At 70.9% G+C, this 26998-nt stretch carries 27 protein-coding genes; 3 read left to right on the top strand and 24 right to left on the bottom strand.

Translation table 11 applies throughout. The annotated features are described in order from the left end of the window. Positions 1-7: 7 nt before the first annotated feature. The 4 genes from ACZ4M5_RS19410 to ACZ4M5_RS19395 are packed head-to-tail and all read right to left on the bottom strand — an operon-like array spanning position 8 to position 3051. Positions 8-628 carry a GTP-binding protein gene (locus ACZ4M5_RS19410; protein ID WP_369198187.1) on the bottom strand — a complete coding sequence of 207 codons (621 nt, stop codon included), beginning with the start codon at positions 626-628 and terminating at the stop codon, positions 8-10. Further along, positions 609-1007 (bottom strand): DUF742 domain-containing protein, encoded by a 399-nt coding sequence (locus ACZ4M5_RS19405; protein WP_467738359.1) that lies wholly within the window; start codon positions 1005-1007, stop codon positions 609-611. Before ACZ4M5_RS19405 ends, ACZ4M5_RS19410 begins: the two co-directional genes overlap by 20 nt. Continuing rightward, on the bottom strand, positions 1004-1411 hold the full coding sequence (locus ACZ4M5_RS19400; protein ID WP_467738357.1) for a roadblock/LC7 domain-containing protein: 408 nt from the start codon (positions 1409-1411) through the stop codon (positions 1004-1006). The genes ACZ4M5_RS19405 and ACZ4M5_RS19400 overlap by 4 nt, the downstream gene beginning before the upstream one ends. Further along, on the bottom strand, positions 1408-3051 hold the full coding sequence (locus ACZ4M5_RS19395) for a sensor histidine kinase (protein WP_467738355.1): 1644 nt from the start codon (positions 3049-3051) through the stop codon (positions 1408-1410). The genes ACZ4M5_RS19400 and ACZ4M5_RS19395 overlap by 4 nt, the downstream gene beginning before the upstream one ends. Before the next feature lie 422 nt (positions 3052-3473). Between ACZ4M5_RS19395 and ACZ4M5_RS19390 the strand changes: the two genes are divergently transcribed. Further along, complete coding sequence (locus ACZ4M5_RS19390) at positions 3474-4271, top strand: hypothetical protein (protein ID WP_467738353.1); 798 nt, start codon at positions 3474-3476, stop codon at positions 4269-4271. A gap of 149 nt (positions 4272-4420) precedes the next feature. Here ACZ4M5_RS19390 and ACZ4M5_RS19385 read toward each other — a convergent pair whose 3' ends face one another. Further along, the gene (locus tag ACZ4M5_RS19385) at positions 4421-4828 is read right to left on the bottom strand and encodes a TipAS antibiotic-recognition domain-containing protein (RefSeq protein WP_467738352.1); all 408 of its coding nucleotides are present in this window, start codon (positions 4826-4828) and stop codon (positions 4421-4423) included. Positions 4829-5190: 362 nt separating this feature from the next. Between ACZ4M5_RS19385 and ACZ4M5_RS19380 the strand changes: the two genes are divergently transcribed. Further along, a complete protein-coding gene (locus ACZ4M5_RS19380) occupies positions 5191-6384 on the top strand; it encodes a serine hydrolase domain-containing protein (protein WP_467738350.1) in 1194 nt (397 codons plus the stop codon). 295 nt (positions 6385-6679) lie between these two features. On the opposite strand, the gene ACZ4M5_RS19375 is transcribed toward ACZ4M5_RS19380, so the two are convergent. From ACZ4M5_RS19375 to ACZ4M5_RS19305, 15 genes are all read right to left on the bottom strand, one after another. After that, complete coding sequence (locus ACZ4M5_RS19375) at positions 6680-7192, bottom strand: hypothetical protein (protein WP_467738348.1); 513 nt, start codon at positions 7190-7192, stop codon at positions 6680-6682. A gap of 452 nt (positions 7193-7644) precedes the next feature. After that, positions 7645-10494, bottom strand: coding sequence for a DEAD/DEAH box helicase (locus tag ACZ4M5_RS19370; RefSeq protein WP_467738346.1), 2850 nt, complete (start codon positions 10492-10494; stop codon positions 7645-7647). Between the two features lie 40 nt (positions 10495-10534). Then, complete coding sequence (locus tag ACZ4M5_RS19365; RefSeq protein WP_467738344.1) at positions 10535-11425, bottom strand: diacylglycerol kinase; 891 nt, start codon at positions 11423-11425, stop codon at positions 10535-10537. Between the two features lie 31 nt (positions 11426-11456). Continuing rightward, positions 11457-12419, bottom strand: coding sequence for a twin-arginine translocase subunit TatC (tatC, locus tag ACZ4M5_RS19360; RefSeq protein WP_467738342.1), 963 nt, complete (start codon positions 12417-12419; stop codon positions 11457-11459). 47 nt (positions 12420-12466) lie between these two features. Beyond that, a complete protein-coding gene (gene tatA, locus ACZ4M5_RS19355) occupies positions 12467-12748 on the bottom strand; it encodes a Sec-independent protein translocase subunit TatA (protein WP_467738340.1) in 282 nt (93 codons plus the stop codon). Positions 12749-13000: 252 nt separating this feature from the next. After that, positions 13001-13195, bottom strand: a complete 195-nt coding sequence (locus ACZ4M5_RS19350) for a hypothetical protein (RefSeq protein WP_467738338.1) — start codon at positions 13193-13195, stop codon at positions 13001-13003. Positions 13196-13240: 45 nt separating this feature from the next. Continuing rightward, a complete protein-coding gene (locus ACZ4M5_RS19345; protein ID WP_440581801.1) occupies positions 13241-13501 on the bottom strand; it encodes a hypothetical protein in 261 nt (86 codons plus the stop codon). A 132-nt stretch (positions 13502-13633) separates the two neighbouring features. Further along, entirely contained in the window at positions 13634-14716 is a 1083-nt protein-coding gene (locus ACZ4M5_RS19340; RefSeq protein WP_467738336.1) for a helix-turn-helix transcriptional regulator, read from the bottom strand. Between the two features lie 19 nt (positions 14717-14735). After that, positions 14736-15713: a helix-turn-helix transcriptional regulator gene (locus ACZ4M5_RS19335; RefSeq protein ID WP_467738334.1), complete on the bottom strand. Its 978-nt coding sequence runs from the start codon at positions 15711-15713 to the stop codon at positions 14736-14738. 127 nt (positions 15714-15840) lie between these two features. Continuing rightward, positions 15841-16212: an FKBP-type peptidyl-prolyl cis-trans isomerase gene (locus ACZ4M5_RS19330; RefSeq protein ID WP_094055282.1), complete on the bottom strand. Its 372-nt coding sequence runs from the start codon at positions 16210-16212 to the stop codon at positions 15841-15843. A 55-nt stretch (positions 16213-16267) separates the two neighbouring features. After that, a complete protein-coding gene (locus ACZ4M5_RS19325) occupies positions 16268-17248 on the bottom strand; it encodes an FKBP-type peptidyl-prolyl cis-trans isomerase (RefSeq protein WP_467738333.1) in 981 nt (326 codons plus the stop codon). 148 nt (positions 17249-17396) lie between these two features. Then, the gene (locus ACZ4M5_RS19320; protein WP_467738331.1) at positions 17397-18062 is read right to left on the bottom strand and encodes a hypothetical protein; all 666 of its coding nucleotides are present in this window, start codon (positions 18060-18062) and stop codon (positions 17397-17399) included. 17 nt (positions 18063-18079) lie between these two features. Continuing rightward, a complete protein-coding gene (locus ACZ4M5_RS19315) occupies positions 18080-18649 on the bottom strand; it encodes a matrixin family metalloprotease (RefSeq protein ID WP_467738329.1) in 570 nt (189 codons plus the stop codon). A gap of 485 nt (positions 18650-19134) precedes the next feature. Further along, positions 19135-20496, bottom strand: a complete 1362-nt coding sequence (gene pafA, locus ACZ4M5_RS19310; protein ID WP_333934563.1) for a Pup--protein ligase — start codon at positions 20494-20496, stop codon at positions 19135-19137. 9 nt (positions 20497-20505) lie between these two features. Beyond that, positions 20506-21765 carry an MFS transporter gene (locus ACZ4M5_RS19305; RefSeq protein WP_467738327.1) on the bottom strand — a complete coding sequence of 420 codons (1260 nt, stop codon included), beginning with the start codon at positions 21763-21765 and terminating at the stop codon, positions 20506-20508. Between the two features lie 46 nt (positions 21766-21811). Between ACZ4M5_RS19305 and ACZ4M5_RS19300 the strand changes: the two genes are divergently transcribed. After that, positions 21812-22870 carry a LacI family DNA-binding transcriptional regulator gene (locus ACZ4M5_RS19300; RefSeq protein ID WP_467738325.1) on the top strand — a complete coding sequence of 353 codons (1059 nt, stop codon included), beginning with the start codon at positions 21812-21814 and terminating at the stop codon, positions 22868-22870. Positions 22871-22950: 80 nt separating this feature from the next. Here ACZ4M5_RS19300 and prcA read toward each other — a convergent pair whose 3' ends face one another. The 4 genes from prcA to dop all read right to left on the bottom strand — a co-directional run bounded on the left by prcA (position 22951) and on the right by dop (position 26846). Further along, positions 22951-23691: a proteasome subunit alpha gene (gene prcA / locus ACZ4M5_RS19295; RefSeq protein WP_467738323.1), complete on the bottom strand. Its 741-nt coding sequence runs from the start codon at positions 23689-23691 to the stop codon at positions 22951-22953. Between the two features lie 69 nt (positions 23692-23760). Then, positions 23761-24606, bottom strand: coding sequence for a proteasome subunit beta (prcB, locus tag ACZ4M5_RS19290; protein ID WP_467738321.1), 846 nt, complete (start codon positions 24604-24606; stop codon positions 23761-23763). A 331-nt stretch (positions 24607-24937) separates the two neighbouring features. Continuing rightward, a complete protein-coding gene (locus ACZ4M5_RS19285) occupies positions 24938-25156 on the bottom strand; it encodes a ubiquitin-like protein Pup (RefSeq protein WP_333934568.1) in 219 nt (72 codons plus the stop codon). A gap of 178 nt (positions 25157-25334) precedes the next feature. Then, positions 25335-26846 (bottom strand): depupylase/deamidase Dop, encoded by a 1512-nt coding sequence (gene dop / locus ACZ4M5_RS19280; protein WP_467738319.1) that lies wholly within the window; start codon positions 26844-26846, stop codon positions 25335-25337. Positions 26847-26998: the final 152 nt, after the last annotated feature.

Genomic DNA, 26998 nt, shown 5'->3' with positions numbered 1-26998 from the left:
GCGCCGATCAGGCGCGGGAGCCCGTCATGGCGAGCGAGTGCAGGAACCGCATGAGGGTCATCAGGACGTCCCGGCTGGAGGCCCGCCGCCGCGCGTCGCACTCCACGATCGGGATGTCCGGTGTGAGGTCGAGTGCCGTGCGCAGCTCCTCCAGGGCGTAACGGGGCGCGTCCGGGAAGGAGTTGACGGCGACCACGAACGGGACGCCGCGTTCCTCCAGGCGCCCCATGACGTCGAAGCTGACCTCCAGGCGCCGGGTGTCGACCAGGACCACCGCGCCGAGCGCGCCCTCGAACAGGCCGTTCCACAGGAACCAGAAGCGCTGCTGGCCGGGCGTGCCGAAGAGGTACAGCACGAGCTGCTCGGTGATGCTGATGCGCCCGAAGTCCATGGCGACGGTGGTGGCCGTCTTGGTCGCGGAGCCGAAGTTGTCGTCGACGCCCACCCCGGCCTGGGTCATGGTCTCCTCGGTGGTCAGCGGGGTGATCTCGCTGACCGAGCCGACCATGGTCGTCTTGCCGACGCCGAAGCCGCCCACGATCACGATCTTGGCCGCGGCCTGCGCGGTCTGGGGCAGCTGGTCCTCGGCCCGGGGGCCCGGGATGGTGTCAGAGCCGTTGAAGTCCATGCATCACCGCTTCGAGGAGGGAACGGTCGGAGCGCGCCTTGGGGACGATCGGGGCGCGCGCCTGCACCAGTTCCGCCGTCAGCAGCTCGGTGAGCAGCGTGCCCATGGCGCTGAACGGCAGGTGGAGGTAGGCCGACAGCTCGGCCACGGACAGGGGGGCGGCGCACAGCCGGAGCAGCGCCGCCTGTTCGGGCGAGGCGGAGGGCGGCGGGTCCGTGGCGCGCGCCACGATCAGCGTCACCAGGTCGAGTTCGGCCCGCTCTCCGTCCGGGCCGGCCACCACGTACATCCGCTCGGGGTTGCGGACCTTGCCCTCGCCCTCCCCGGGCGGGGGCGCGTCCGGTACGGGGTCGCGCCTCTGGCGTTGGGGAGGGGTCATACGACGTGCCCGTTCCGCCGGGGCGGACTGGTGAGGTGCCCGCCGATCCGGACGACCAGGTCGCGCATCATCGCGCTCATCCGGCCGGGTTCGCACCGGACGTCGGAGAGCACCGCGAGGAAGGCGTTGGCCCCGGCGTTCATCAGGTAGAAGTAGCCGCGGTCGATCTCGATCATGACCAGCTTCATCTCCCCGTCGCCGACGGAGAGTTCCTGGCAGATGCTGCCGGCGAGGGACTGCAGTCCGGCGCAGGCCGCGGCGACCCGGTCGGCGGCGTCGGGCTCGCCGCCGTGGCGGGCGATGCGCAGTCCGTCGGCCGAGAGCACCACGATCATCTCGATGCCGGGCACGCCGTCGGCGAGTTGCTTGAGCATCCAGTCGAAGTTGCCTCGCTGCTGGATCACTTGAGGTCCCCCTCGTCCTCGGCCTCGGTGGGGGCCGGATCGTTGATCAGGTGCAGGTACTTGGTCGGGTTGCGGATGAAGTCCGTCGGGTGGGTGCCGGGTTCGATGCCCTGCTTGAGCCCTTCCCAGAAGGCCTCCAAACCCTTGCCGGGGGCGTCGGGCGCGCTCATGTCCCGCAGGGGCTTGTGCTCCGGCTCCTGCACCGCGGCCCAGGGGTTGTACTCGCCGCGCTCCTCGGCCTCGCGGTCGGCCTGCTCGTAGGCGGCCTGCTGGGCCAGCCGTTCGGCGAGCGGCATCTTCACGCGGCTGCGGCGCTGCGGCAGGCCGTTGGCCGTCCACTCGGTGACCTCGGGGACGTCGTCGTCCTCCAGGGTGACCGTGGCGGGGATCTTCGGGCTGGTCGGGCGGCGCTTCTTGGGCGTGCGCTTGGGGCCCTCGGGGATGCCGACGGTCATGGGGATGCCGGTGGCGCCGATGCCGTGGGCCAGGCCGACACCGGGCTCGTGGGTGATCATCTCGCTCGGCACGATGAGGATGGCGCGCACGCCGCCGTACGCGGAGGCGCGCAGCGAGACCTGCATGTTGTACGCGGTGCACAGCCGGCCGACGACGGCGAGGCCGAGACGCGGGTGCTCACCGATGTCCTGCAGGTCGACGCCCGCCTTGGCGGCCTCCAGCAGGCCCTCGATCCGGGCCCGGGCCTCCTCGTTGAGGTTGACGCCGCCGTCCTCGATCTCGATGCAGACGCCGGTCTGCACCTCGGTCGCCGTGACGTGCACCTTGGTCTGCGGCGGCGAGTAGCGCGTGGCGTTGTCGAGGAGTTCGGCGGCGGCGTGGATGACCGGCTCGACGTAGATGCCCTTGACGCTGACCTTGGCGATCGAGGACAGCTGGATGCGCCGGTACTCCAGGATGCGGGACATGGCGCCGCGCAGGGTGCTGTAGAGCGACACCGGCTCGGGCCACTGCCGCCCGGGGCGGCCGCCGCCGAGGACGGAGACGGAGTCGGCCAGGCGGCCGATCAGGGCGTTGCCGTGGTCGATGCGCAGCAGGTCGTCGAAGACCTCGGGGTTGCGGCCGTGATCCTCCTCCATCTCCCGGAGTTCCTCGGCCTGCTGATGGATGATCGCCTGGACGCGCCGGGCGACACTGACGAAGGAGCGCGAGGCCGCGTCGCGCATGGTCACTTCGCGGTCGACGATCTTGAGGACCGTCAGCAGCGTCTCCACCTGGTCCGCCGGGAGGTCGCGGTAGGCGGGGTCGGCCAGGCCGAGCTTGCGGATCACCTCGCGGGGCGACTCTCCCGTGCGCAGCAGGTCGAGTGCGGCGGGGACGATCTCCCGGGAGAACCGGATCAGTTCGTTCTCCCGGACGGCGAGGCGCTGTTCGAGGTACTCGGTGCGCCGGGCGTGCTCGGCCTGCCGGCTGCGCAGCGCACGGCCGCGGCGCACCGCCTCGGCGGCGGTCGCGACCACCAGCACGGTGGCGATGCCACCGCACCAGCCGACGGCGAGCCGGGCCGGTGCCGTCACCAGGGCGACGGCGGCCCCGGTCGCCGCGGCCATCACTATGGCCGGGAGCAACAGGACGCGCGCGGGCGGAAGTTCACGGCGACCGGGAGGGGACTGAACACTCACCATGGGGGCCTTCTGACAGGAGTCGACTGAGGTTCGCGGGGACGTGCAAGGGGGTATGTCAGGGAACGGTCCGGATCATCTGCGCATTAGGGAACAAGCGCCCGAATTCACCTCAAGGCGGGGCGCTGCGGGCGAGCTTAGTCCGACCGGATCATCGCCGTGTCATATTCGGCAACTGCCGGAAACCGGTTGCGAAGGGATAGTAGGCTCACCCGGTTGCACGCTGCGAAACCGTTCGAATGCAGTGCGTGACAGCGCACAGGCATACGAAAACGCTCTTGCCGACACCCCGGCCCCGCCCGCCTCAAGTCGCCAACGGAGTCACGCAGTAGCTTGTCCACCCCCGCCCCTGGGGTGACGGCGCCCCCGCCAGGCGGCTTTCGCACTCGCGTGCCGTGTCAGTGCCGCGTGCCACACTGCCGGCCATGTCGCTCGCTGATCTCACTCTCGACCTGTGGCGGACCGTCGACGAGGCCACCACCCGGCGGATCGCCCAGGAGGCCGCTGACCACGTATGCGGCCGGGTGTCACTCATCGAGGCCACCGAACACCTCGGTGCCCCGCTGCACCGCGTCCGGGTCGAGCGGGACGGGCAGGAATTCGCTCTGATACCCGGAGGCCGGGTGTCCCTGGGTTTCGACCTCAACACCTGGCAGCCGACACCCCAGCAGGCCGCCGACTACGCCGAAAGCCGGGAGCAGGGCTACGGCTACGGGCCCGACCTGGGCACCCATCTCGCGCGGGTCCTCAGTGCTCCTCGCAGTGTCCACCTGGCCACCGTCCTCATGGCCGTGAAGGACGAGACCCTGACCGGACCCCCGGCCGACCTACCGGCAGCCCTCACCGCCCGTGGCCTGCGGATGCCGAGCCCCGACGAGTGGGAACACGCCTGCGGCGCAGGGTCGGACACGCTGTTCCGGTGGGGCAACGGCTGTCCCCTGGACCGCATCCCCTACGGCGACGACACCGGCCCCCACAACGAACTGAACGCCTTCGGCCTGCACATCGCCTACGACACCTACCGCGCCGAGCTGACCAGCGATGTCACCGCCGTCCACGGCGGCGACGGGGGCGAGTCGGTGTGCGGCGGCTACGGCCACCTGCCGGCCTGGCTCCCCCTGGCGACCGCCAACCGCAACCCCGACACGGCCGAGTTCGTGCACGGACCCGACGGGGAAGGTCTGTACGACAACTTCTCCACGCGACCGGTCCTCACGCTCTGAGCGACCGAGCACGTCCTTCCAGCGGTTGTACACGGCCCGGTGGACGAAACCGTCGCCGTCGAGGTCGGCGCTCTCGCCGACAGGGCCGACAGGACCGCGACGGCCTTGGGGCCCACCCCGTCCCTGCTGTCCTGGCCCGGGTCGCCCGACTAGGCCGAGGCCTCGGCCCCTGCACCGGGTGCGAACCCGCTCCCTTGCTCGGCGAACACCTTGATCGCGGCGCCCAGGAACTCCGCCAGTTCGGGGTGATAGGAATCGTGGAACGCCCGCATGGCCTCGTCCTCGGCGTAGAAGAGCGACATGCCGACGTAAGCCTCCCTGGAGGGGGTGTAGAACCGGCTCACGATGTCGAAGTGTTTGCGGACGAGCTCCTGGATCTGCTCATCCCCCGGCAGGGAGCCGCCGTCCAGCAAAGCCGTGAACTCCCGGTACAGGACGTCCCAGTCCTGGTGGACCCGCTCCCTGTCCACATGTTCCCAGTTGTTGGTCTCGGCAAGGCTCTTCGCCTGCTCCTCGGCCAACGACCGGCGACACTCGTCCTCGTAATGGTTCGCCACGGCGCCGGTTCCCATCGTTTCGTCCCCTCTCCGGTGAGTCCCCGAGAGGTCACCGACATGTCGATGTCGACCGGCCGCCGATGATCAACTGCCGGTCCAGGCCGAACGGTGACACACAGCCACCGGGTCGGCAAACCATTTCCGCAGCTCAAGATCCACCCGCCCTCGGCGTCCAGGAGTTCATCAACCGTTGCGGCGACCGCTGATCGCGGTACGCACATCGCCATGCGCTCACGTGCCGGCAGGACCAGGACAGCTCGCCGGCCAAGCGAGTTGTTCGGGGCGGGTCAGGGTGTGACCGGGGATCGCTGCGGGGTGAACCCCGGTGACCACGGGACCTACCCGCTGACAGGGTGAGAGGCATGACCTCAACGCGCATGTCACGCAGAGCTTTTGTGGGCGTCACGCTGTCGGGGACGACCGCGCCGGCCGCCACCGCAGTGCTGCCCGCCCACCGCGCCCTCCCCTTGGGCACGCCGATCCCGCCGCTGGACCCCACCGCTCTGCGGGTGGCGATCGACGACCTGGAACACCCGGCGTCGACCGCGGCTCAGCTGTGCGTCGGCGGCACGGCCGGCCACTGGCGCGGGACCTCGGGTGTGGCCGATATCCGGACGCACCGTCCACCGACGGCACGGGACAAGGTGCGCATCGGCAGCATCACCAAGGTCTTCGTCGCCACAGTGGTGCTGCAGCTGGTAGCGGAGGGCCTGGTCGACCTGGACGCGCCCGTGCGGCGCGTCCTGCCAGGGCTGCTGCCGGCCCGGTTCGCGGCTGTCACCGTGGCGAACCTGCTGAACCACACCAGCGGACTGCCCGACCACGTCGGCATACCGGACCCACGAACCCCGGAGGAGGTGGTCCGCCACCGCTTCGACCACTGGACGCCACAGCAGTGGGTGGCGACGGCGACTCACGGACCGCTGAAGTTCACCCCGGGCACCCGGCAGGAGTACCGCGGCATCAACTACGCCCTGGCCGCGCTGATCATCGAAAAGGCAACCAGCCGCCCGTACGGGGAGGCCGTCGCGGATCGCGTACTGCGTCCGCTGAACCTGACGCGCACCGTCGTACCCGGCGACGACCCGCGCATCCATGGCCGGCACGTGCACGGTTATCTGGCGATGACCGACGGCAGCCTGCGGGACATCACTGTCTACGATCAGTCCTCCAGCCGCGGCGAGGGCGACATGATCTCCACGACCGGTGACCTCGACCGGATGCTCCCCGCGCTGTTCTCCGGCGAGTTGCTCCCACCCGAGCTGCTCCAACTGATGTTCACCCTGCCCCCGAACGATGTGCGCATGCTGGACGGCTCCCCGGCCCGCTACAGCACCGGCCTGCAGCAGGCCACCGTCAACGGCATCACCCTCTGGGGCAAGACCGGCGAGACGTACGGCTACAAGAACGCCGCGTTCTCCACTCGCGACCAGCAACGCCGCTTCGTGCTCGCGTACCACCCGACGACCACCCGCGAGGGCGCGGAGAGCCAGATGATCGCGCGGGTCGCCGACCTGCTCACCCGCAACCGAAGCGCCGTGGGCCCAGCGGCCTGAAGGGTGTTGCAGAAGGCTTGAGGGCGGACATTGCAGGCATCCTCGACGCTGACACCCGTTGGGTCGCCGCCTCCGCTCGGCCGGCACCCGGAACAAGGCCACTGTCCACGTCTGGCGGGAGTCGGACCCTGGGCACCGGCCTGATCGTCCGGCACCGCCTACGAGCCGGGCCCGGTCTCTCCCATGTCGGTCCGGCCTGAGTCCTGGAGCTCTTCAACCAGCCCGACGGCCCCGGACGGCGGCGCCGCTGTGCGCATACCCTTCACGGAAGGGCTACCCCTTTCGGTCGGCGGGTCTACCACCAGCCAGTGCACTGGATGCCGCTGACCGGCGAGGGAGTGGTCGCCTGTGCGCACACGCGGAAGGCCCGACTCGACGAGCTGCTGGTCGGGTAGGCGGCGGTCGTGATCCTGGCTCCGGCCGAAGTCACCGTGAAGGGGCCGCACTGGATCCACGACTTGGTGCCGTCGTTGGAGACATCCATCCAGACCCATCCCCTGGCACCGGCCCCCCAGAGACTGGAACTGGTGCTCAGGACGCCCCACGCCATCTCCCGGCCGCCGACGGTCCCGGCCTGCATCGCGTAGGAGGCGACGGCGTAAGGCGTGTTACCGAGGTTGACCACCACCGCACCGGCCCCTGCCACACCGCGACCGCTGAGGCTGTCCGGGATGTCGGTGAAACCGTTCGCACCTCCCGTGCAGTCTGATTCCGCAGCTTGTGCTGCACTGGAGGAACCGGCTACGAGCCCCGCAGTGAGCATGAGCGCCGCCGCGCCCACGCTGAAGATCCGGCGAATACTGCGCATGTCTACTCCTTGTCGAATGTGAACCGATCGACACTGGTGAACGGAGCTACCGCGAGCACAGTTGTCAGCACGAAGAACAAGACCAGAACCTCTTCGTGCACTGCCGTCTCCCGTGTATACGGAACGCGCCGCCTCGCGGCCTCGCTCCAGCCGAAAGCGACCGACAGGTCTCCGACCCAGCGCCTCGAACCGTAGAGCCCGCTGGAGACGTCGCGTCCCTGACAGATGTCAGGGTGCGTGCGAGCATCTACGACATCGCCGGGTCGAAGGTCCCTGCCACGCAGGGCGTCGGTCGGCTCGGCCCGCCCGGGCCGCCGTCTCCCGCCAGTGGGACAGCAGGTCGTTGGTCCACGTGGTCAGGTCGTCGTACGCAAGCCCGTTCACCGCGACGGGTGAACGGGCTTGCGTACGACGACGATCCAGCGCCCGGACGTGACCCGCGCGGCGCGCGGTCAGCCCACGGACGAGTAGGCGACCACACCCCGCAGCAGCAGATCCACGGCCTTGCGCGCGTTCCTCACCACGGAGGAACCCTCCGGTGCCGCCGCCGCGATCTGCCCCAGCACGTCGATGACCTGCTTGCACCAGCGCACGAAGTCGCCCGCCGGCATCTCCGCCTCGCGCAGCACCTCGTCCAGCCCCTTGCCCGAGGCCCACATGTACGCGGCCCAGGCGAACCCGAGGTCCGGCTCGCGCTGCCCGACCCCCTCGGTCTGGCTGATCCGGAACTCCTCCTCCAGCGCGTCCAGCCGCCCCCAGATCCGCACCGTCTCCCCTAGTGCGGCCTTGGCCTTGCCCGTCGGCAGCTTCGGCGCCATGGCGTCGTCCCCGACGCGCGCCTCGTACACCAACGCCGAGACGCACCCGGCCAGTTCGGCCGGGCCGAGGCCCTCCCAGACGCCCGCGCGCAGGCACTCGCTGGCGAGCAGGTCCAGTTCGCCGTACAGCCGCGCGAGGCGCTTGCCGTGCTCGGTGACCTCGTCACCGCGCAGGTAGTCCAGCTCCGTCAGCAGCGCGACGATCCGGTCGAAGGTCCGGGCGATGGTGTTCGTCCGGCCCTCGATCCGCCGCTCCAGCTGCGAGGTGTCCCGCAGCAGCCGGTGGTAGCGCTCGGCCCAGCGGGCGTGGTCCTCGCGGTCGCTGCACCCGTGGCAGGGATGCGCCCGCAGGGCGGTCCGCAGCCGGGCGATCTCGCGGTCGTCGGTCGCCTGGGAGCGCCGCTTGCGGTGCCGGTCGGCCGGGATGTGCCCCGCCTTGGTGCGCAGGGCGGAGGCGAGGTCCCGGCGGGACTGCGGGGAGCGGGCGTTGAACGACTTGGGGATGCGCATGCGCTCCAGCGGCTCGACCGGCACCGGGAAGTCGATCGCCGCCAGCCGCTTGACCTGCCGCTCGGCGGTCAGCACCAACGGGCGCGGGCCGTCGTGGTGCTCGAACCCGCGATGGCCGTTGGACCGCCCCGCGGACAGCCCCGGGTCCAGCACCAGGGCGAGGCCCGCGTACTTGCCGGTGGGCACGTGGATGACGTCACCGGGCTTCAGCTTCTCCAGCGCCACGGCGGCCTCCGCACGCCGCTGGGCGGCGCCCTGGCGGGCCAGCTCGTTCTCCCGGTCCTTCAGCTCGCGGCGCAGCCGCGCGTACTCCTCGAAGTCGCCGAGGTGGCAGGTCATGGAGGCCTTGTAGCCCTCCAGACCCTCCTCGTTGCGCTGCACCTGACGGGAGATGCCCACGACCGACTTGTCCGCCTGGAACTGCGCGAAGGACGTCTCCAGCAGCTCCCGCGAGCGGTGCCGGCCGAACTGCTCGACCAGGTTGACCGCCATGTTGTACGACGGCTTGAAGCTGGAGCGCAGCGGATACGTGCGCGTGCCGGCCAGACCGGCCAGGTGGTCCGGGTTCATGCCGCGCTGCCACAGCACCACGGCGTGGCCCTCGACGTCGATGCCGCGCCGCCCGGCCCGGCCCGTCAGCTGGGTGAACTCGCCCGGGGTGATGTCGGCGTGCTGCTCGCCGTTCCACTTGACGAGCTTCTCCAGCACCACCGAACGGGCGGGCATGTTGATGCCCAGGGCGAGGGTCTCGGTCGCGAAGACGGCCTTGACCAGCCCGCGCACGAAGAGCTCCTCCACGACCTCCTTGAAGGTCGGCAGCATGCCCGCGTGGTGGGCGGCGATGCCCCGCTCCAGGCCCTCCAGCCACTCGTAGTAGCCGAGGACGTGCAGGTCCTCGCGGGGGATGGAGGCCGTGCGCTCCTCGACCAGGGAGCGGACCCGGTGGCGCGCCTCCTCGTCGTTGAGCCGGAGCCCGGCGTACAGGCACTGCTGGACGGCCGCCTCGCAGGCGGCACGGCTGAAGATGAAGGTGATGGCGGGCAGCAGCCCCTCGGCGTCGAGCCGCTCGATGACCTCGGGCCGGCTCGGCGTCCAGATGCGGGAGCGCTGCCGGCGCTCGCGCTCGCGGTCGGCCTCGCGCATCGACCGGCCGCGCCTGCGGTCCTGGTACGACGGCCGGCTGGCCTCCATGCGCGCCATGCGGGTGAGGTCCGGGTTGACGGCCCTCTTACGGCCCTCGCCCTCCTCGAACAGGTCGTACATCCGCCGCCCGGCCAGCACGTGCTGGAACAGCGGCACGGGCCGGTGCTCGGAGACGATCACCTCGGTGTCACCGCGGACGGTGTCGAGCCAGTCGCCGAACTCCTCGGCGTTCGACACGGTCGCCGAGAGCGAGACCAGGGTGACGGACTCGGGCAGGTGGATGATCACCTCTTCCCAGACCGCGCCGCGGAACCGGTCGGAGAGGTAGTGCACCTCGTCCATGACCACGTAGCCCAGGCCCAGGAGGGTCTGCGACCCGGCGTACAGCATGTTCCGCAGCACCTCGGTGGTCATCACGACCACGGGGGCGTCGGAGTTGACGCTGTTGTCACCGGTGAGCAGGCCGACCTTGTCCGCGCCGTAGCGGCGGCACAGGTCGGCGTACTTCTGGTTCGACAGCGCCTTGATGGGTGTCGTGTAGAAGCACTTTTTGCCCTGCCCGAGGGCGAGGTGGACGGCGAACTCGCCGACGATCGTCTTGCCGGAGCCGGTGGGCGCGGCGACCAGCACGCCCTTCCCCGCCTCGAGCGCCTGGCAGGCCTCGATCTGGAAGGGGTCGAGGCCGAAGTCGTACATCTCGCGGAAGGAGGCGAGCGCGGTGGCCTGCTCGGCAGCGCGCTTGCGGGCTGCCGCGTACCGCTCGGCCGGTGAGAGGTCCTCTGTCATCGTGCTTTCGAGCGTACCGGGCCGCACTGACAACAGGACGATCATTATCCGGATCGGGTTTCCCCAAACCTGGGATCGGCGCAGCTCAGGGGCCGACGACCCGCACGCCCCCGCGGACGCAGCGGGCACCGAGCGGCAGCGCGCCGAGCGCCTCCCCGTCGGCGTAGCCGGTGACGCCGTCGGCGGCGATCTCCACCCGGGCCGCCCGCAGCACGGTCACCTTCGGGTGCTCGACGTGGGTGCCGCGGTACACGCCCGGGAAGACGCGCAGCAGCGTCCTGCGGCTGCAGTGCCCGACCACCGTGACGTCGAACAGCCCGTCGGTGAGGTCGGCATCCGGGCAGATGCGCATGCCGCCGCCGTAGGAGGGGCCGTTGCCGACCGCCACCAGGGTCGCCTCGACCTCCAGGGCCTCGCCGTCGTCGAGGCGGATCCGGTAGGGCACGGGTCGCAGGCCGGCCAGCTCGGCGATCATCGCCAGGTCGTACCGGAGGCGTCCGGCGGGCCATCGCATGCGGTTGCCGCGGTCGTTGACGCGGGAGTCGAAGCCGGAGGCGAGCACCGTGCCGAACCAGCGGTCCCCCACCTGCCCCAGGTCGACGTCGCGGATCCGGCCGCCCTTGAGCGCGTCGGCGATCATGCGGCCCGCTGCGGCCGGTTCCCGTACGGGCATGCCGAGCGCGCGGGCGAAGTCGTTGCCGGTGCCGACGGCGACCAGGCCGAGCGGCGTGCGCGTGCCGGCGACGGCGCGCAGCGCCAGGTTCGCCATGCCGTCGCCGCCGACGGCGACCAGCGCCCCGGTGCCGCCCGCCACGGCGGCCCGCGCACGGGCCAGGGCGTCCTCGGCGTCCTCCCCGAGCACCGTGCGCACGGAGAAGCCGGCCGCTCGCAACGCGGAAGCGGCCGGCTGCGCCGCGCGGGCGCCCCGGCCGCGGCCCGCGGTGGGGTTGACGAAGAGGGTGATCTCGCTGGTCACGGGGATGACCCTACGAGCCGGCCGGCGTTCCTCAGGTCACGTCGTCATAACCGTTGACCCGGTCCGTGCGATCTCCGCTCGCCTGCTCGGGCAGCGCGGCCCGGCTGGTGGTCACGGGCTCGATCTCGCCGATGTCCTCGGGCGTGAGGTCGAGCGCGGAGGCCTCGTCGTCGGCGGGGCCGAGGGCGTCGCGGCGGCTGCGGCGGCGGTCGTTCAGCAGCGAGAAGGCGACAGCGGTGAAGTACAGGATCCAGATCGGCGCCGCCAGCGCCAGCATGGTCAGCGGGTCGGTGCTGGGCGTGGCGATGGCCGCGAACACGGTGATGCCCATGATCATGGCGCGCCACCAGCCGAGCATGCGCTTGCCGGCCAGGACCCCGGTGAGGTTGAGCATGACCAGCAGCAGCGGCAGCTCGAAGGAGAGGCCGAAGACGAGCACCATCCGCATGACCAGATCGAGCAACTCGTCCAGCGGAAGCAGGTTGGACGCGTTGCCGGGAGTGAACTCGATGAGCACTTTGGCCGTGGTGGGGAGCACCGTGTAGGCGAAGTAGGCACCGGCGACGAACAGCGGGGCGCCCGTGCCGACGAAGGCGTAGGCGTACTTCTTCTCATGCCGGTGCAGTCCGGGCGCGACGAAGGCCCACAGTTGGTAGAGCCAGATCGGCGAGGCCAGCACGACACCGGCCATGAGGGACACCTTCAGGGCCAGCGTGAAGGGGGCGAGCAGACCGTTGATGGTGATCTGCGCGCACGGCTTCGAGCCCGGCTGCGCCTGGGCGAGCTCCGCGAAAGTCTTCTCACAACCGACCGAGTCGAGGATCGGCTCGGTGATCAAGTTGATGATGTCGTTGTAGAAGAAGGCGGCGACGATCGTGACGAGGACGATCGCCAGGATCGCCTTGGCGAGCCGGTTGCGGAGCTCGCGGAGGTGCTCCGCGAGGGGCATCCGCCCCTCGGGATCCTTCTCCTGCTTGCGGGCAGACTTCAGCAACCCACGTTCCCATCTCGTGCGGCGGGCCGGAGGTCACCGGCCCTGCGTCAGCGCTTGGTCGTGTCCGTGGGCTCGCTGACCGGGCGCGAGCTGGTCACGTCGCCGGGAGCGGCCTGGATCGTGCGCTGCGAGGGCTCGTCGGGGTTCGGCGGGCCGGCCGGGGTGGTGGACGACTTGTTCTCGTCCTTCATCGCCTTGGCCTCGCTCTTGAGGATGCGGGCGGACTTGCCGAGCGACCGAGCCATGTCCGGAAGCTTCTTCGCGCCGAACAGCAGGATGATGACGACGAGGATGAGAATGATCTCGGGGGCTCCGAGCCTTCCGAACATAAGTCTTTACCTTCTCACCGAGGCGGCTGTGGTGGGGTGCTGTCCGACCGGTCGGACACATGTCCGGACGATCGGGTCGACAGCGATCGTAACGCCCGGGGGTGAACGTGAGGCAATCCCTCTGCGTCCCCTGTGCGTACTCCCGTCCGCGGCCCGCGCCTCGTTAACCGGACCACGATCAGCAGCGTACCTGTCTCTGCCTGCCCGGTGACAGGGCAAGCCGGTGCACGGCGCGCGGCCCGCCCGGACGGTTCACAGGGCGTCGGCCGACCGGGCCGCGCTCTCCGCCGCCCGCTCCAGATCCTCCGCGGCCCGGTTGATCCGGCGCGCCGAGTCCGTGACCTGCCTGCCCAGGTCCTGCGCGGCCACGAAGACCCGCACGGCGAACACCGCCAGCACGGCAAGACCCACGAATCCCACGGCAACCGCGAACATCGGCCAGAACATGACGTCGAGCCTAGACCGTCCCGGGGGGCGGTACGTCCCCGCCCGTCAGAGCGTCGAGTGCAGCCGCAGCGTGCGCACCCCGCCGCCGGTGAGCAGCTCCACGATCCGCTCCCCCGCGGGCTTGCGGACCGACGAGCCGCACTGGGGGCAGGTGAAGGAGTAGAAGGTGGTGCGGCTGGACGCGCCGATGGCGAGGCGCAGCGCACCCGCGGCGAGCTCGAAGCGCTCCCGGCAGTCCGGGCAGCCGGCCCGGAACACCACCGGGGCCACGGCTCTCATGCCGGTGAAGGCGGACTCCGCCGTCATGCCCGCCGCTGAGGACGTCACCGACTCGCTCACAGACCTCGCTCCTCTTCCTCGGGTCGTTCGCCTGCGGGGTGCCGTGCCCGGCCTGCCCGGGCGGTCCGCTGGACCGCCCGCGCCGGAGGCGCCCCCGGATCACTCGCCTGTGCCGTCCGGCCCGTCCGCGACCGCGTGCGCCGCGTGCGGCTCCGGCGCGGCGCGCCGCACACCGTCCGCCTCGACCGCCTCGACCGCTTCGATCCCGTCGTACGCCGCGAGCGCCTCGCGGGCGGCCTGCCGGGCGCTGCCGGCCAGCTCCGGCGGGGAGACGATCCGGCCGTCCCGTCCGAGCCGCAGCGCCAGCCGCCTGAGCGACGCCGGTTCGGGGGTCCGCAGAGTGATCCGCAGCCCGCCGTCCGGAAGTTCGTCCGCGCTGTCGTGCGGGTAGTACTCGCCGACCCAGCGGCCGCCGGGGCCGACCTCGATCACGACCTCCGGGTCCTCCGCCGCGGGCTGCACCAGGGCCTCCGAGAGGTCCCGCAGTTCTATCTCCGGCGGGGCCGACGGCTCGTCGAGGATCTTGATCTCGGCGACCCGGTCGAGCCGGAAGGTGCGGCGCGCCTCGGAGCGGCGGCACCATGCCTCGACGTAGGTGTGCCCGACGCTGACCAGGCGGATCGGGTCGATCTCCCGCTCGGTGACCTCGTCCCGGGCGGGCGAGTAGTAGCGGATCCACAGGCGGCGGCGCTCGGCGATCGCGCGGTCGACGTCGGCGAAGACGCCGCCCTCGGACTCGAAGGTCACCGACAGCCGTGAGCTGGCGCCCGCCGCCTCGCCGGCCGCGGTCTCCACCTTGGCCGTCGCCCGCAGCAGCGCCTGCCGGTCGCTCTCCCGCAGTCCGGGCAGAGTGGCCACGGCACGGGCGGCGACGAGCAGCGCGGTGGCCTCGTCGGCGGCGAGCCTGAGCGGCTCCGCCGCCTCCGCCGCGAGGGCGGCGGGGTTGTGCCACCAGATGCGCTCGCCGTCGGTGTCGATGTCGAGCAGGTCGCCACCGCGGAAGCTGGTGCCGCACATGGGCAGCACGTCGAGGTCGGAGACCAGCTCGTCCTCGGTGATGCCGAAGGCGCGTGCCACGTCCTCCACGCGCGCGCCCGGGCGCTCCCTCAGGTACGTCACCAGGGAGAGCATCCGCCGGGTCTGGTCGATGGCGTTCACGGGCCTGACCGGTTTGCCTGCCACTGTCTTGCTCCGCTCCCCCTCAGCCCTTGGCCACGGCACGCAGCCGGTCCACCACGTCGGCCCGCAGCTCCGCGGGCTCCAGGACGACCACGTCGGGCCCGAACTCCACCAGCCAGGCGTCCAGCCCGTGGCCGTACGGAATCTCCAACTCGTCCCAGCCGTCGCCGAGTTCCCGGACCGAGGTGGCTTTCGCCCGAAGGGGGTACCCGGCGTCCGAGCGCAGCCGGATCCGGGCCGAGCGGTCGGCGATCTCCCCGGCCCAGCTCGCGACGGTCTCGCGGACGGTGACCACGTCGGGCACGGGGGCCGTGTACCGACCGCCGCGGGAGCGGACCTTGCCGGTGATGCGGGACAGCCGGAACACCCGCTCCGCGCCCCGGTCGCGGTCCCAGCCCGCCAGGTACCAGTGACCGCGCCAGCACTCCAGCGCCCACGGCTCGACGTGCCGCTGCTCGGGGTGGGCGGCGGTGGCCTTGCGGTAGTCGAAGACGACCGGCCGCCGGTCCCGGCAGGCCAGCATCAGCGGTTCGAACGCCGCCTCGTGCACGGGGATGCGGGGTTCCAGCGCGCCGTGCGACCCGTACGGGTCGACGTCCTCGGGCAGTCCCGCCGCGCGCAGCTTCTGCAGGGCGCCGCTGGCCGCCCCGGCCAGCCGGGCCTGCTGCCACACCTTGGCGGCCAGCCCCAGCGCGGCGGCCTCCTCCGCGTCCAGGGTGATGGGCGGGAGGCGGTTGCTGTCGCGGCGGGCCATGTAGCCCACCTCGCCCTCGATGTTCTCGACCGTCTCGATCACCAGGCCGAGTTCGCGCAGGTCGTCCTTGTCCCGCTCGAACATGCGGTTGAACGAGTCGTCCGAACCGGCCGAGCCGTTGCCCGGCCCGAAGGCCTCGACGTAGGCCTCGATGGAGTCGCGCAGCTCGCGCTTGCTGAGCGGCCGCCGGGTCCCGAGCAGACACAGCGCCAGATTCATCAGCCGCTCGGCCTTGGCAATGGCCATCGACGCGCTTCGCCTCCCTATGGTGCTTACGAGCGATGACCGTACCGCCACACGGTGGTACGGCAAAAGCCGAGGGCCCATGCCGGACAGGCATGGGCCCCAGGTGATCGAGTCTGTCGGACCGTGATCAGACGCCGAGCAGGTCGACCACGAAGATCAGCGTCTCGCCGGGCTTGATCGCCGGGGTCGGGCTCTGGTTGCCGTAGGCGAGGTGGGCGGGGATGGTCAGCTGGCGGCGGCCGCCGACCTTCATGCCCTGCACACCCTGGTCCCAGCCCTTGATGACCCGGCCGCCGCCCAGCGGGAAGCGGAAGGGGGTGCCGCGGTTCCAGCTGGCGTCGAACTCCTCGCCGGTGCTGAAGGCGACGCCGACGTAGTGCACGGTGACCGTCTGGCCGGCCTCGGCGACCGGTCCGTCGCCCTCCCAGATGTCCTTGATCTCGAGGTCCGCCGGGGGCTCGCCGCCCGGGAAGTCGATCTCGGGCTTGTCGATGCTCACTTCATCTCTCCTTGTTGCGTGACCTGCGTCGGGGACAGTCTCACAGACAGCCGGGTCAGACCGCGCCCAGGATGTCCACGGTGAAGACCAGCGTGTTCTTGGACAGCTCGCTCTGGGGGCTCGCGCCGTAGCCGAGCGACGGCGGGATCACCAGCAGCACCCGGTCGCCCACGTGCTTGCCGACCAGGCCCTTGTCCCAGCCTGCCACCACGGAGCCGTTGCCGATCTGGAACGCCGTGGCACCGCCGTGGTCCCAGGAGGAGTCGAACTTCTTGCCGTCCTCCCACTTGACCCCGGTGTACTGGGCGATCAGGCCCTGGCCGGCCTCGATCTTCTTGCCGTTCCCCTTGACCAGCACCTGCTCCTTGAGGTCCTTGGGGGCCTTGACGCCCTTGGGGACGGTGATGGTCGCGGCCTTCTGCGAGGGGGCCTTCACCTCGGGCAGGCCCGACTCGGAGGCCGCCTGCTCGCCCTCGGCCTCGCCCTTGGCGTCGACGCTCGCGGCGCCGACCGGGTCGACCACCCAGATCAGCACGTCCTTGGCGGCGATGCCGGAGGACGTGTTCAGGCTCTGGCCGATCAGGTCGCCCGCGGTGCCCTGCACCAGGATCCGGCTGCCGGGCTTCTTGCCCTTCACCGCGTCGAGGACCTTCTCGGGCAGCTGCTGGCTCGGCTTGCCGATCTGCTCGACGGACTGCCGGCGCGGGGCGCTGTCGCCCGCCGCCCCCGCGGCCCAGGTGCCGCCCAGTTCCTTGTCGTCGCCCCACTTCTCGACGGTCCAGTCGAGGCGGACGAAGTCGGCGTTCTTGATCGCGCTTCCGCTGCCCGGCGAGAGCGTCTTGACCACGGTCTTCTCGGACGGGTCACCGTCCTTCGGCACGGAGATCTCGGGCTTCGCCCCGACCTTTCCCTTGACCTCGGCGACGCCTCCCGCCGCGTCGCCGTTGTTCCCGTCGTCCGACCCGCACGCGGCGGTGAACAACAGGGCGGGAACGGCCAGCAGCGCGGCCACGAGTCGTTTCGTGTTGTAGTTCATCAGTCCAACTGGGATCGGGGGTGGGGGGCCAATGTGCGCCACTCTACGGCGTGCGCACGCGCGGCCGGGCCCGACGGACGACACGGCGCCGCCCGGGCCGGTCGTGGCCCGGGCGGCGCCTCCGCGTGTGCGGCTCGGGAGGCGGGGGTCAGGAGGCCCCGCCGTCCAGCGAGCGCAGCTCGCCGAGGAACGTCCTCCGGTCCACCCGGTCGGCCGGGCCGCCGTCGTGGGCGCCCTGCGCGTAGGTGGCGTCGACGAAGGCCCCGCCGGTCCTCCGGTACAGGAAGTTGGGCGTCAGGGCCGGGGACTTCTCCGAGTCGACGGCCTCGTAGGCGCTGCCGAACACCACGAGCGAGGCACCCTTGGCGAAGGTCTTCTTCGCCGGTGCCTCGGCTATCTCGTAGCGGACCCCGTCGGCGGTGCCGCCCATCGATCGCACGACCACCTCGGAGCCCTTCTCCAGGTGCCCCTTGTGGACCCGGTCGATCCGGACCACGACCGGCGTGTACACGACCTCGAAGGTCGAACCGTCGTCGAGGACGTCCTCGGCGTGCACGTCGGGGCGCGTGCCGACGACCGTGCCCTCGAAGACGTTGTCGTTCATCGGGAACGCCAGGGCGGCGCCGGGGCTGCTGTCCACCGCGTAGGGGTGGCCGGAGACGACGCGGACGGCCTCCCCGCCCTTGCCTCCGGCCCGGTCCCGGCCGTCCCCGCCGGCGTCGGCGCACGCGGTGGCGCCGAGTGCGAGAAGGGCGAGAACGGCCGCCGCGCGCGCCGCGGTGCCGCTGTGCCGTCTGATGCGTGGTGCGCTCATGTCGTGATTCCCCCGGTTCAGTAAAGGGCGCGGATGCCCGCGATGTCGTCGCTGTTGAGCGCGCGGCGCGTGCCCGTGTTGATCGCCGTCATGACCGACTTCTTCTCGGCGTCGGTGTAGGAGGAGCCGTCGGTGCAGTGCGGGGCCCAGGGATGGGCGAGGCCGTTGAAGTGGCCGACCTCGTGCACGGCGACCGTCTGCACGTCCGCCTTGCCCTGGCCGATGTTCTGGCTGCCGTTGACCCAGCGGAAGCGGTTGGACAGGTAGAGCGTTCCGCCCTTGTGGGTGCTGCCGGACCGCTGGGTCGCGGCGTACCCGGGCGCACTGCCCATGAGGCTGGTGTAGCTGTACGAGGCGCGGAAGGCGTAGATCTGCCAGCCGGCGGTGTAGACGGGCGAGTTGTAGCGCAGGGCGGAACCGCTGCGGTTCCACTGCTTCAGTCCGCCGTTGAGGCCTGCCCGCAGGCTGCTGGGGAATGTGGTGTTGGCACCTATGGTCTTGGCGCCGCTGCTGTTCCACTTCACCATGCCGGAACGGCAGTACGCCTCGGCGTTCGACGCGCTCAGCCCCACCAGCGCCGTCGTCATGACGACTCCGGCCGTGGCGAGGACGGTTGCGTGTCGGGTTCTGGTCGTGACAGAGCGCAAAGTGGGCCCCCGTTGTGTGTGGATGCCTCCGAGGCCCCCGGACGGGACCTCGCGGCACTGCCGCCGACCTGGTCATGGTCATGGCGGCCACCAGGAGTAAACCCGACGCCACTGACATGATCACGCGAATATTCCGGCCCTCGCGGCGATCCGCCCGGACCCGGACGGCGCCCGTCCCGGCGTGTCGGGCAGGGGCGTTCGAGGCCGCGTGATAGAGGCAGCCGGCACGCAGCCGCCCGGCACCTCCGTCCAGCCGGGACGAATCACCAGATAACGGGATGGGAACGGACGATTCCGCTCCGAGGGCGCACGGGGCCTCGAGTGACGTCCTTCACAGCCGGGCCACAGCAAAAAGCCTGGTGCCCGGAGGTGCGACACCTCCGGGCACCGGGCAACCGCCGGGCGGGCCGCCCGGCGGAACGCCGTCACATGCCGGCGATCAGCTTCTCCACCCGGTCGTCCACCGAACGGAACGGGTCCTTGCACAACACGGTGCGCTGCGCCTGGTCGTTGAGCTTCAGGTGCACCCAGTCGACCGTGAAGTCCCGGCGCTGCTCCTGGGCCCGACGGATGAAGTCGCCGCGCAGCCGGGCCCGAGTGGTCTGCGGCGGGACGGACTTGCCCTCGAAGATCTTCAGGTCGTTGCAGACCCGGGCCGCCTGCCCCTTCTTCTCGAGCAGGTAGTACAGGCCACGACGGCGGTGGATGTCGTGGTAGGCGAGGTCTATCTGCGCGACCCGCGGGTGGGACATCGTCATGTTGTGCTTGGCCCGGTAGCGCTCGATGAGCTTGTACTTCATGACCCAGTCGATCTCGGTGCCGATGCGGTCGAGGTCCTCGCTCTCGATCGCGTCCAGCGTGCGGCCCCACAGTTCCAGGACCCGCTCGACCGTGCCGGTGCGCACGCCGCGGCGCTCGCAGAAGTCCAGCGCCTTCTCGTAGTACTCGCGCTGCACCTCCAGGGCGGAGGCCTCGCGTCCGCTGGCCAGCCGGACCTTGCGGCGGCCGGTGATGTCGTGGCTGACCTCGCGGATCGCCCGGATGGGGTTCTCCAGCGTGAGGTCCCGCATCACCGTGCCGGCCTCGATCATGCGCAGCACCAGGTCGGTGGCGCCGACCTTGAGCAGATTGGTCGTCTCGGACATGTTCGAGTCGCCCACGATGACGTGCAGGCGGCGGTAGCGCTCGGCGTCCGCGTGCGGCTCGTCGCGCGTGTTGATGATCGGGCGGGAGCGGGTGGTCGCCGAGGAGACACCCTCCCAGATGTGCTCGGCCCGCTGACTGACGCAGTACACGGCCCCGCGCGGCGTCTGCAGCACCTTGCCCGCGCCGCACAGCAGCTGCCGCGTGACCAGGAACGGGATCAGGATGTCCGCCAGCCGCGAGAACTCCCCGTGCCGCGCCACGAGATAGTTCTCGTGGCATCCGTAGGAGTTGCCCGCCGAGTCGGTGTTGTTCTTGAAGAGGTAGACGTCGCCCGCGATTCCCTCCTCGTGCAGGCGTCGTTCGGCGTCCACCAGAAGTCCTTCGAGAATGCGCTCGCCGGCCTTGTCGTGGGTGACCAGTTCGATCACGTTGTCGCATTCCGGTGTCGCGTATTCCGGATGCGAACCCACGTCGAGATAGAGGCGGGCGCCGTTTCGAAGGAAGACGTTGCTGCTGCGGCCCCATGACACGACACGGCGGAAGAGGTACCGCGCCACCTCGTCAGGAGACAGGCGGCGCTGTCCCCTGAACGTGCACGTGACGCCGTACTCGTTCTCCAGCCCGAAAATGCGGCGGTCCATGAGGGAACATTACGCCCGATCCCCTGAACTGAAACGGGGTTCGAGGGCACGGTTCGGATCATTTTCCGAACCGGCCGCAACGACCGCCCCCTGGCCGGGAGCTGCGACTACCCGTCCTGTGGCGATCAAAACCAGCAGGGACACGCCGCCCGCGACGGCCGGCACGGTGAAGCCCCACAGGGCCCCGCCCTGCTCGACGACGGGCCCGGCGACGCCCGTTCCGACCGAGTGGCCGACCGTGAAGGTGGTCACCAGCCAGGAGAACGCCTCGGTGACCGTGCCGCGCGGCGCGTGCCGGTCGACCAGGACGAACGCGCAGGCGATGGCGGGCGCGAGGAACACGCCGGCGAGCGCGGTCAGCGCGATCATCGCCACCGCGTCCGGCATCAGCATCAGCGGCAGGTAACACACCACCAGAAGCGCGACCAGCACGCGCAGTCGCCGCGCGGGCTCGCCCGCCCACTGCCGCGCCCCGTACACGGCACCGCCCACCAGCGCGCCGAAGCCCAGCGCCGCCATCAGCCACCCGTACACGGCGTCGCCGCCGTGGTCGTCCGCGTAGGGCACGGAGGCGACCGTGATGGACCCGAGGGCCATGCCGATGAAGAGGAACGCCGCGAGCAGCGCCAGCAGCCCCGGCGAGCGCAGCGCGCCCAGCCAGTGCGCCTCGCGCGGTGCCGACCGCCAGGCCCGCGAGGGCTTCGAGACGACGACGGACAGGGCACCGAGCACCCCGACCGCGTTCAGCACGAGCAGCGCCGCCTGGGCCGACCAGAGGGACACGCACAGGGTCACCAGCAGCGGCCCGACGGTGAAGATGATCTCCTGGGCCACGGCGTCCATCGCGTACGCCGTGTGCACCTGGTCCTCGCGCCGCAGGACCGACGGCCACAGCGCCCGCAGCCCGCCCTCCAGGGGCGGCGTGAAGAGCCCGGCGGCCGCGACGGCGGCGTAGGCGAGGGGCAGCGAGCCGACGCCGGAGAAGGCGAAGACGGCCATGGCCAGCGCCGACAGCACGGCGGCGGGCAGCTGCACCCGGGGCTGCCCGCGCAGGTCCACGAGCCGCCCCAGCACCGGCTGCCCCACGGCGTTGGCGATGCCGTACACCGCCGCCAGCGCACCGGCCAGGCTGTACGTGCCCCCTTCCGCCCGTACGAACAGCACGATGGCGATGGCGCCCGTGGCGTTGGGCAGCCGCCCGACGAGCGTGCCGACGAGCAGCCGGGCGGCGTGTCGCGCCCGAAGGATCTCCAGGTATCCCGTGGCCATGTCCCCGCCCTAGGTTTTACGTATAACGTCGAGTTCCATACGTACCATGTCCGCTGTTCACGAGTCCAGACGAAAGAGCAGGCCCACGGTGGCACGAGGCAGCACCCGCCCCACGAGCCGGGACGTCGCCCAGGCCGCCGGCGTCTCCCAGGCGGCGGTCTCCCTGGTCCTCGGGGACAAGTGGCGCGGACGGGTCTCCGAGGCCACCGCGGAGCGGGTCCGGGAAGCCGCCCGCGACCTGGGCTACCGCCCCAACCTGGCCGCCCGCCACCTGCGGCTGGGCCGCACGCGCACGGTCCTGCTGGTCGTCCCGGCCCTCACCACGGAGTTCTTCGCCGGTGTCTACACGGGCGCGGCCCGGGTCGCCGCCGAGCACGGCTTCGGCGTGGTCCTGTACCCCTCACCCGAGGGCATCGGCCCCGCCCGCGACCCCTTCGCCTCCGCCCAGGCGGCCCTGGACGGCGTCATCGCCTCGTCCATGGCGGCGGACGCGCTCAGCGCGATCCGCGGCGAGGCCCTGCCCCTGGTGATGCTGGACAGCGACCCGGCCGGGAGCCTGGGCGCGGCGACGGTGAACCTGGACATCGCCGACGGCGTCCGCCAGATCAGCGAGCACCTGCTGTCCCTGGGCCACCGCCGCTTCCTGCACCTGGCGGCCGACGTGCCGTCCTGGACGTTCGAGGTGCGCTCCCGGGAACTGGCCGCCAGGCTCTCGCGGGTGCCCGGCACATCGGTCCGTACGGCCCGGGCCCCTATCTCCATCGAGGGCGCCCGGGCAGCGGCCCATGACGCGCTCTCCGCCCGCGCCGAGCGTCCGACGGCCGTCGTCTGCGACGACGACAAGCTGGCCGCCGGCGTCTACAAGGCGGCCCGCCGCCTGGGCCTGCGCATCCCCGACGACGTATCGGTCACGGGCCTGGACGACCTGGCGCTGGCCACGGCCCTCGACCCGGAGCTCACGACGGTCCGCCTGGACGCGGAACTCTTCGGCGAACGCGGCATGCGGGCCCTGCTGGCCGTCCTGGAGGGCCGCGAGACCGAGCGCGGCGACATCCCCGTCCACCTGGTCGTCCGGGCCTCCACGGCCCCGCCACGCCGCTCCTAGCGGCGGGCGACCCGCCCTCGCAGGACGGCGAAGGGCCCCGGCCGGAGCCGGGGCCCTTCGCTTACGACCTCGTCCGCCGGTTACTCGGCGTCCTCCTCCGACGTCGCCGGCGCGCTGCCGCCGTCCGCTCCGAGGAGCCGCGACAGCTGCCGCCCGCTGATCCGCTTGAACTTGCGCTTCTGCGGCCGCGTCCGGTCCAGCACCGCCACCTCCAGCCGCTCCGCGGGGATCTCCCGCTCGCTGCCGTTGGTGTCGCGCGAGAGCGCCTGGACCGCCAGCTTCAGTGCCTCGGCCAGCGTCATGCCGTCCTGGTGCCGCTGGTCCAGGTAACTGCTGATCTGCTCCGCGTTGCCGCCGACCGCGACCGAGCCGTGCTCGTCCACGATGGATCCGTCGTGCGGCAGCCGGTAGATCTGGTCGCCCTCGGGGGTCTCCCCGACCTCGGCGACGACCAGCTCCACCTCGTAGGGCTTCTCGGCCGCGCTGGAGAAGATCGTGCCCAGCGTCTGCGCGTACACGTTCGCCAGGCCGCGGGCCGTCACGTCGGCCCGGTCGTAGGTGTAACCCCGCAGGTCGGCGTAGCGGACGCCACCGATGCGCAGGTTCTCGTACTCGTTGTACTTGCCGGCGGCCGCGAAGCCGATCCGGTCGTAGATCTCGCTGAACTTGTGCAGCGCGCGGGACGGGTTCTCGCCGACGAACACGATGCCGTCGGCGTACTGCAGCACGACCAGGCTGCGGCCACGCGCGATGCCCTTGCGGGCGTACTCCGCCCGGTCGGCCATCGCCTGCTGGGGTGAGACATAGAACGGCGTCGACACCGGTTATCCGTCCCTCTCTTGAAGATTCCGTCGGTTCACTGGACCACCCTCACGAAGACGGCCGGCCGCTCACAGCAGCGCGGCCCGCGGCCCGTCGGGCTGCTCCAGTCGCCGCTGGAGGACGGAGCGCGCGATCTCGGACGCCTCGTCCTCGGTGAGCCGGCGGAAGCCGTCCTCGGTGATCACGGTGACGATGGGATAGATCCGGCGGGCGACATCGGGGCCGCCGGTCGCCGAGTCGTCGTCTGCCGCGTCGTAGAGCGCCTGGACCACGAGTGTCGTGGCCTCGCTCTCGTTCAGGTCGTCCCGGAAGAGCTTCTTCATCGCGCCGCGCGCGAAGATAGAGCCGGACCCGGTGGCCGCGTACCCGTGCTCCTCGGAGCGACCGCCGGTGACGTCGTACGAGAAGATGCGGCCCTTGTCCCGGTCGACGTCGTACCCGGCGAACAGCGGGACGACGGCCAGGCCCTGCATGGCCATCCCGAGGTTCGAGCGGATCATCGTCGACAGCCGGTTGGCCTTGCCCTCCAGGGACAGCTGGGCGCCCTCCACCTTCTCGAAGTGCTCCAGCTCCAGCTGGAACAGCTTCACCATCTCCACGGCCAGGCCCGCCGTACCGGCGATGCCCACCGCCGAGTACTCGTCGGCGGGGAAGACCTTCTCGATGTCCCGCTGCGCGATGACGTTGCCCATGGTGGCCCGCCGGTCACCGGCCAGCACGACACCGCCGGGAAACGTCACGGCCACGATCGTCGTGCCGTGCGGTGCCTCGACAGCGCCCTGCACGGGCGGCAACTTCTTGTTCCCCGGCAGCAGTTCGGGCTGGTGATCGGAGAGGAAGTCCATGAAGGAGGAGGAGCCTGGCGTCAGGAAGGCAGATGGCAGACGCCCGGTGCTACGAGTGTTGGCTTCCACGCGATTCCTTCCACATAAGCGGCAGCCCGCCCAGTGACGTCGGGCCGATCCTTGGTACAACCCCGGTCCTGCGGCCGGGGGCGCGGTATGCCTCGGACCCTACCCGTCCTTCGGCGGTGATCCACATGCCCGGCGGAACCAACTGGACCGGGCCGACGCCGCATTCGCCCGTCGTGCGACGGCCGGCGGGCCGCCGGGCTCCGGACGCCGCCGACGCCCGGAGCGCCGCACACGGGAGCGCCTGTCACCGACCGCCCCGCGCACAGCGCTCCGCGCTCCGCCCGTCCGTCACCCGTGCCCCTCGCCCGCCTGCGGGACGAGAGCGAGCGCCTTACTGACCGCCCTTTTGAACGAAGGAGCGCACGAAGTCCTCGGCATTCTCTTCGAGCACATCGTCGATCTCGTCCAGGACCGAGTCCACGTCGTCGCTCAGCTTCTCCTGACGCTCCTTGAGGTCCTCGGAGCCCTGCGCCTCCGCAGACTGCTCCTCGACCTCCTCGGTGGACCGGGTGGCCTTCTGCTGTCCGCCGCCGGTGTCCTTCGTCGCCATATCCCTCACCCCGCTCGGTTCGCCCGACACAGTTGCTCGGTCAAGATCAGACCCTACTCGCCCGGTCTGACAACGGCCCCGCAGTTGCTCCAACGTACGGGGGCCACCTCGATGATTCCCGGACCCGGGATTTTCCACCCTGTCCGGCGGGCCCCGTCCGGGTACCCACGCCACGCGCTCATCCCCCGGACAGGACCCTGACCAGGTCTTCCGCGGTGCGACAGCGGTCCAGGAGCTCCTTGACGTGATTACGCGTTCCGCGAAGCGGTTCCAGGGTTGGGACCCGCTGCAGGGAATCCCGGCCGGGCAGGTCGAAGATCACCGAGTCCCAGGAGGCCGCCGCGACGTCGTCCGCGTACTGCTCCAGACAGCGGCCGCGGAAGTACGCCCGGGTGTCCTCGGGCGGCGACGTACGCGCCCGCTCCACGTCCGCCTCGTCCAGCAGCCGCTTCATGCGCCCACGGGCCACCAGGCGGTTGTACAGGCCCTTCTCGGGCCGTACGTCGGCGTACTGGAGGTCGACGAGGTGCAGCCGGGCGGCGTCCCAGTCGAGGCTGTCCCGGCGCCGGTAGCCCTCCATGAGCTCCCGCTTGGCGACCCAGTCCAGCTCGCCGGCCAGACTCATAGGGTCGTGCTCCAGACGGGTGAGGGTGTCCTCCCAGCGGGACAGGACGTCCCTGGTCTGGTCGTCCGCGTCGGCGCCGTAGCGCTCCTCCACGTACTTGCGGGCCAGCTCGTAGTACTCCATCTGCAGCTGGACCGCGGTGAGCGTCCGGCCGCTGCGGAGCGTGACCAGCCGCTTGAGCGACGGGTCGTGCGAGACCTGGTGCAGGGTGCGCACGGGCTGGTCGACGGCCAGGTCCACGGCGATGAAGCCGTCCTCGATCATCGACAGCACCAGCGCGGTCGTGCCCAGCTTCAGATACGTCGAGATCTCGGAGAGGTTCGCGTCGCCGATGATGACGTGCAGCCGGCGGTACCTCTCGGCGTCCGCGTGCGGCTCGTCGCGCGTGTTGATGATCGGGCGCTTGAGGGTGGTCTCCAGGCCGACCTCGACCTCGAAGTAGTCCGCCCGCTGGCTCAGCTGGAAGCCGTGCTCGTGCCCGTCCTGGCCGATGCCGACGCGGCCCGCGCCGGTGACGACCTGGCGGGAGACGAAGAAGGGCGTCAGGTGGCGCACGATGTCCGAGAAGGGGGTCTCCCGCTTCATCAGGTAGTTCTCGTGCGTGCCGTAGGACGCGCCCTTGTTGTCGGTGTTGTTCTTGTACAGGTGGATCGGCTGGGCACCGGGCAGCTGGGCGGCCCGTTCCGCGGCCTCCGCCATGATCCGCTCGCCGGCCTTGTCCCACAGCACGGCGTCCCGCGGGTTGGTCACCTCGGGAGAGCTGTACTCGGGGTGGGCGTGGTCGACGTAGAGCCGCGCACCGTTGGTGAGGATCACGTTGGCCAGGCCGATGTCCTCGTCGGTGAGCTGGCTGGAGTCGGCGGCCTCACGGGCGAGGTCGAAGCCTCGCGCGTCCCGCAGCGGATTCTCCTCCTCGAAGTCCCAGCGGGCCCGGCGGGCCCGGTGCATCGCCGCCGCGTAGGCGTTCACGATCTGGGACGAGGTGAGCATGGCATTGGCGTTGGGGTGGCCGGGGACGGAGATCCCGTACTCCGTCTCGATGCCCATTACTCGCCGTACGGTCATGCGGCCCTCCTTGCCCGGCGGCACCCTCGGTCGTGGGCGCCACTCAGATACCGCTGGCGCTCGGTTGCGTGTGCGGTGCCCGTCCCCGCACTGCGCGACGTGGCGGTACGGAAGAGCCTAGAACGCCTTTGCGCTGGTGGGGAGATCATTTG

It is taken from the genome of Streptomyces sp. NPDC026246, assembly GCF_055567995.1.
Note: the sequence above shows the minus strand (reverse complement) of the source record. Positions and strands in the feature narration are given on the sequence as shown.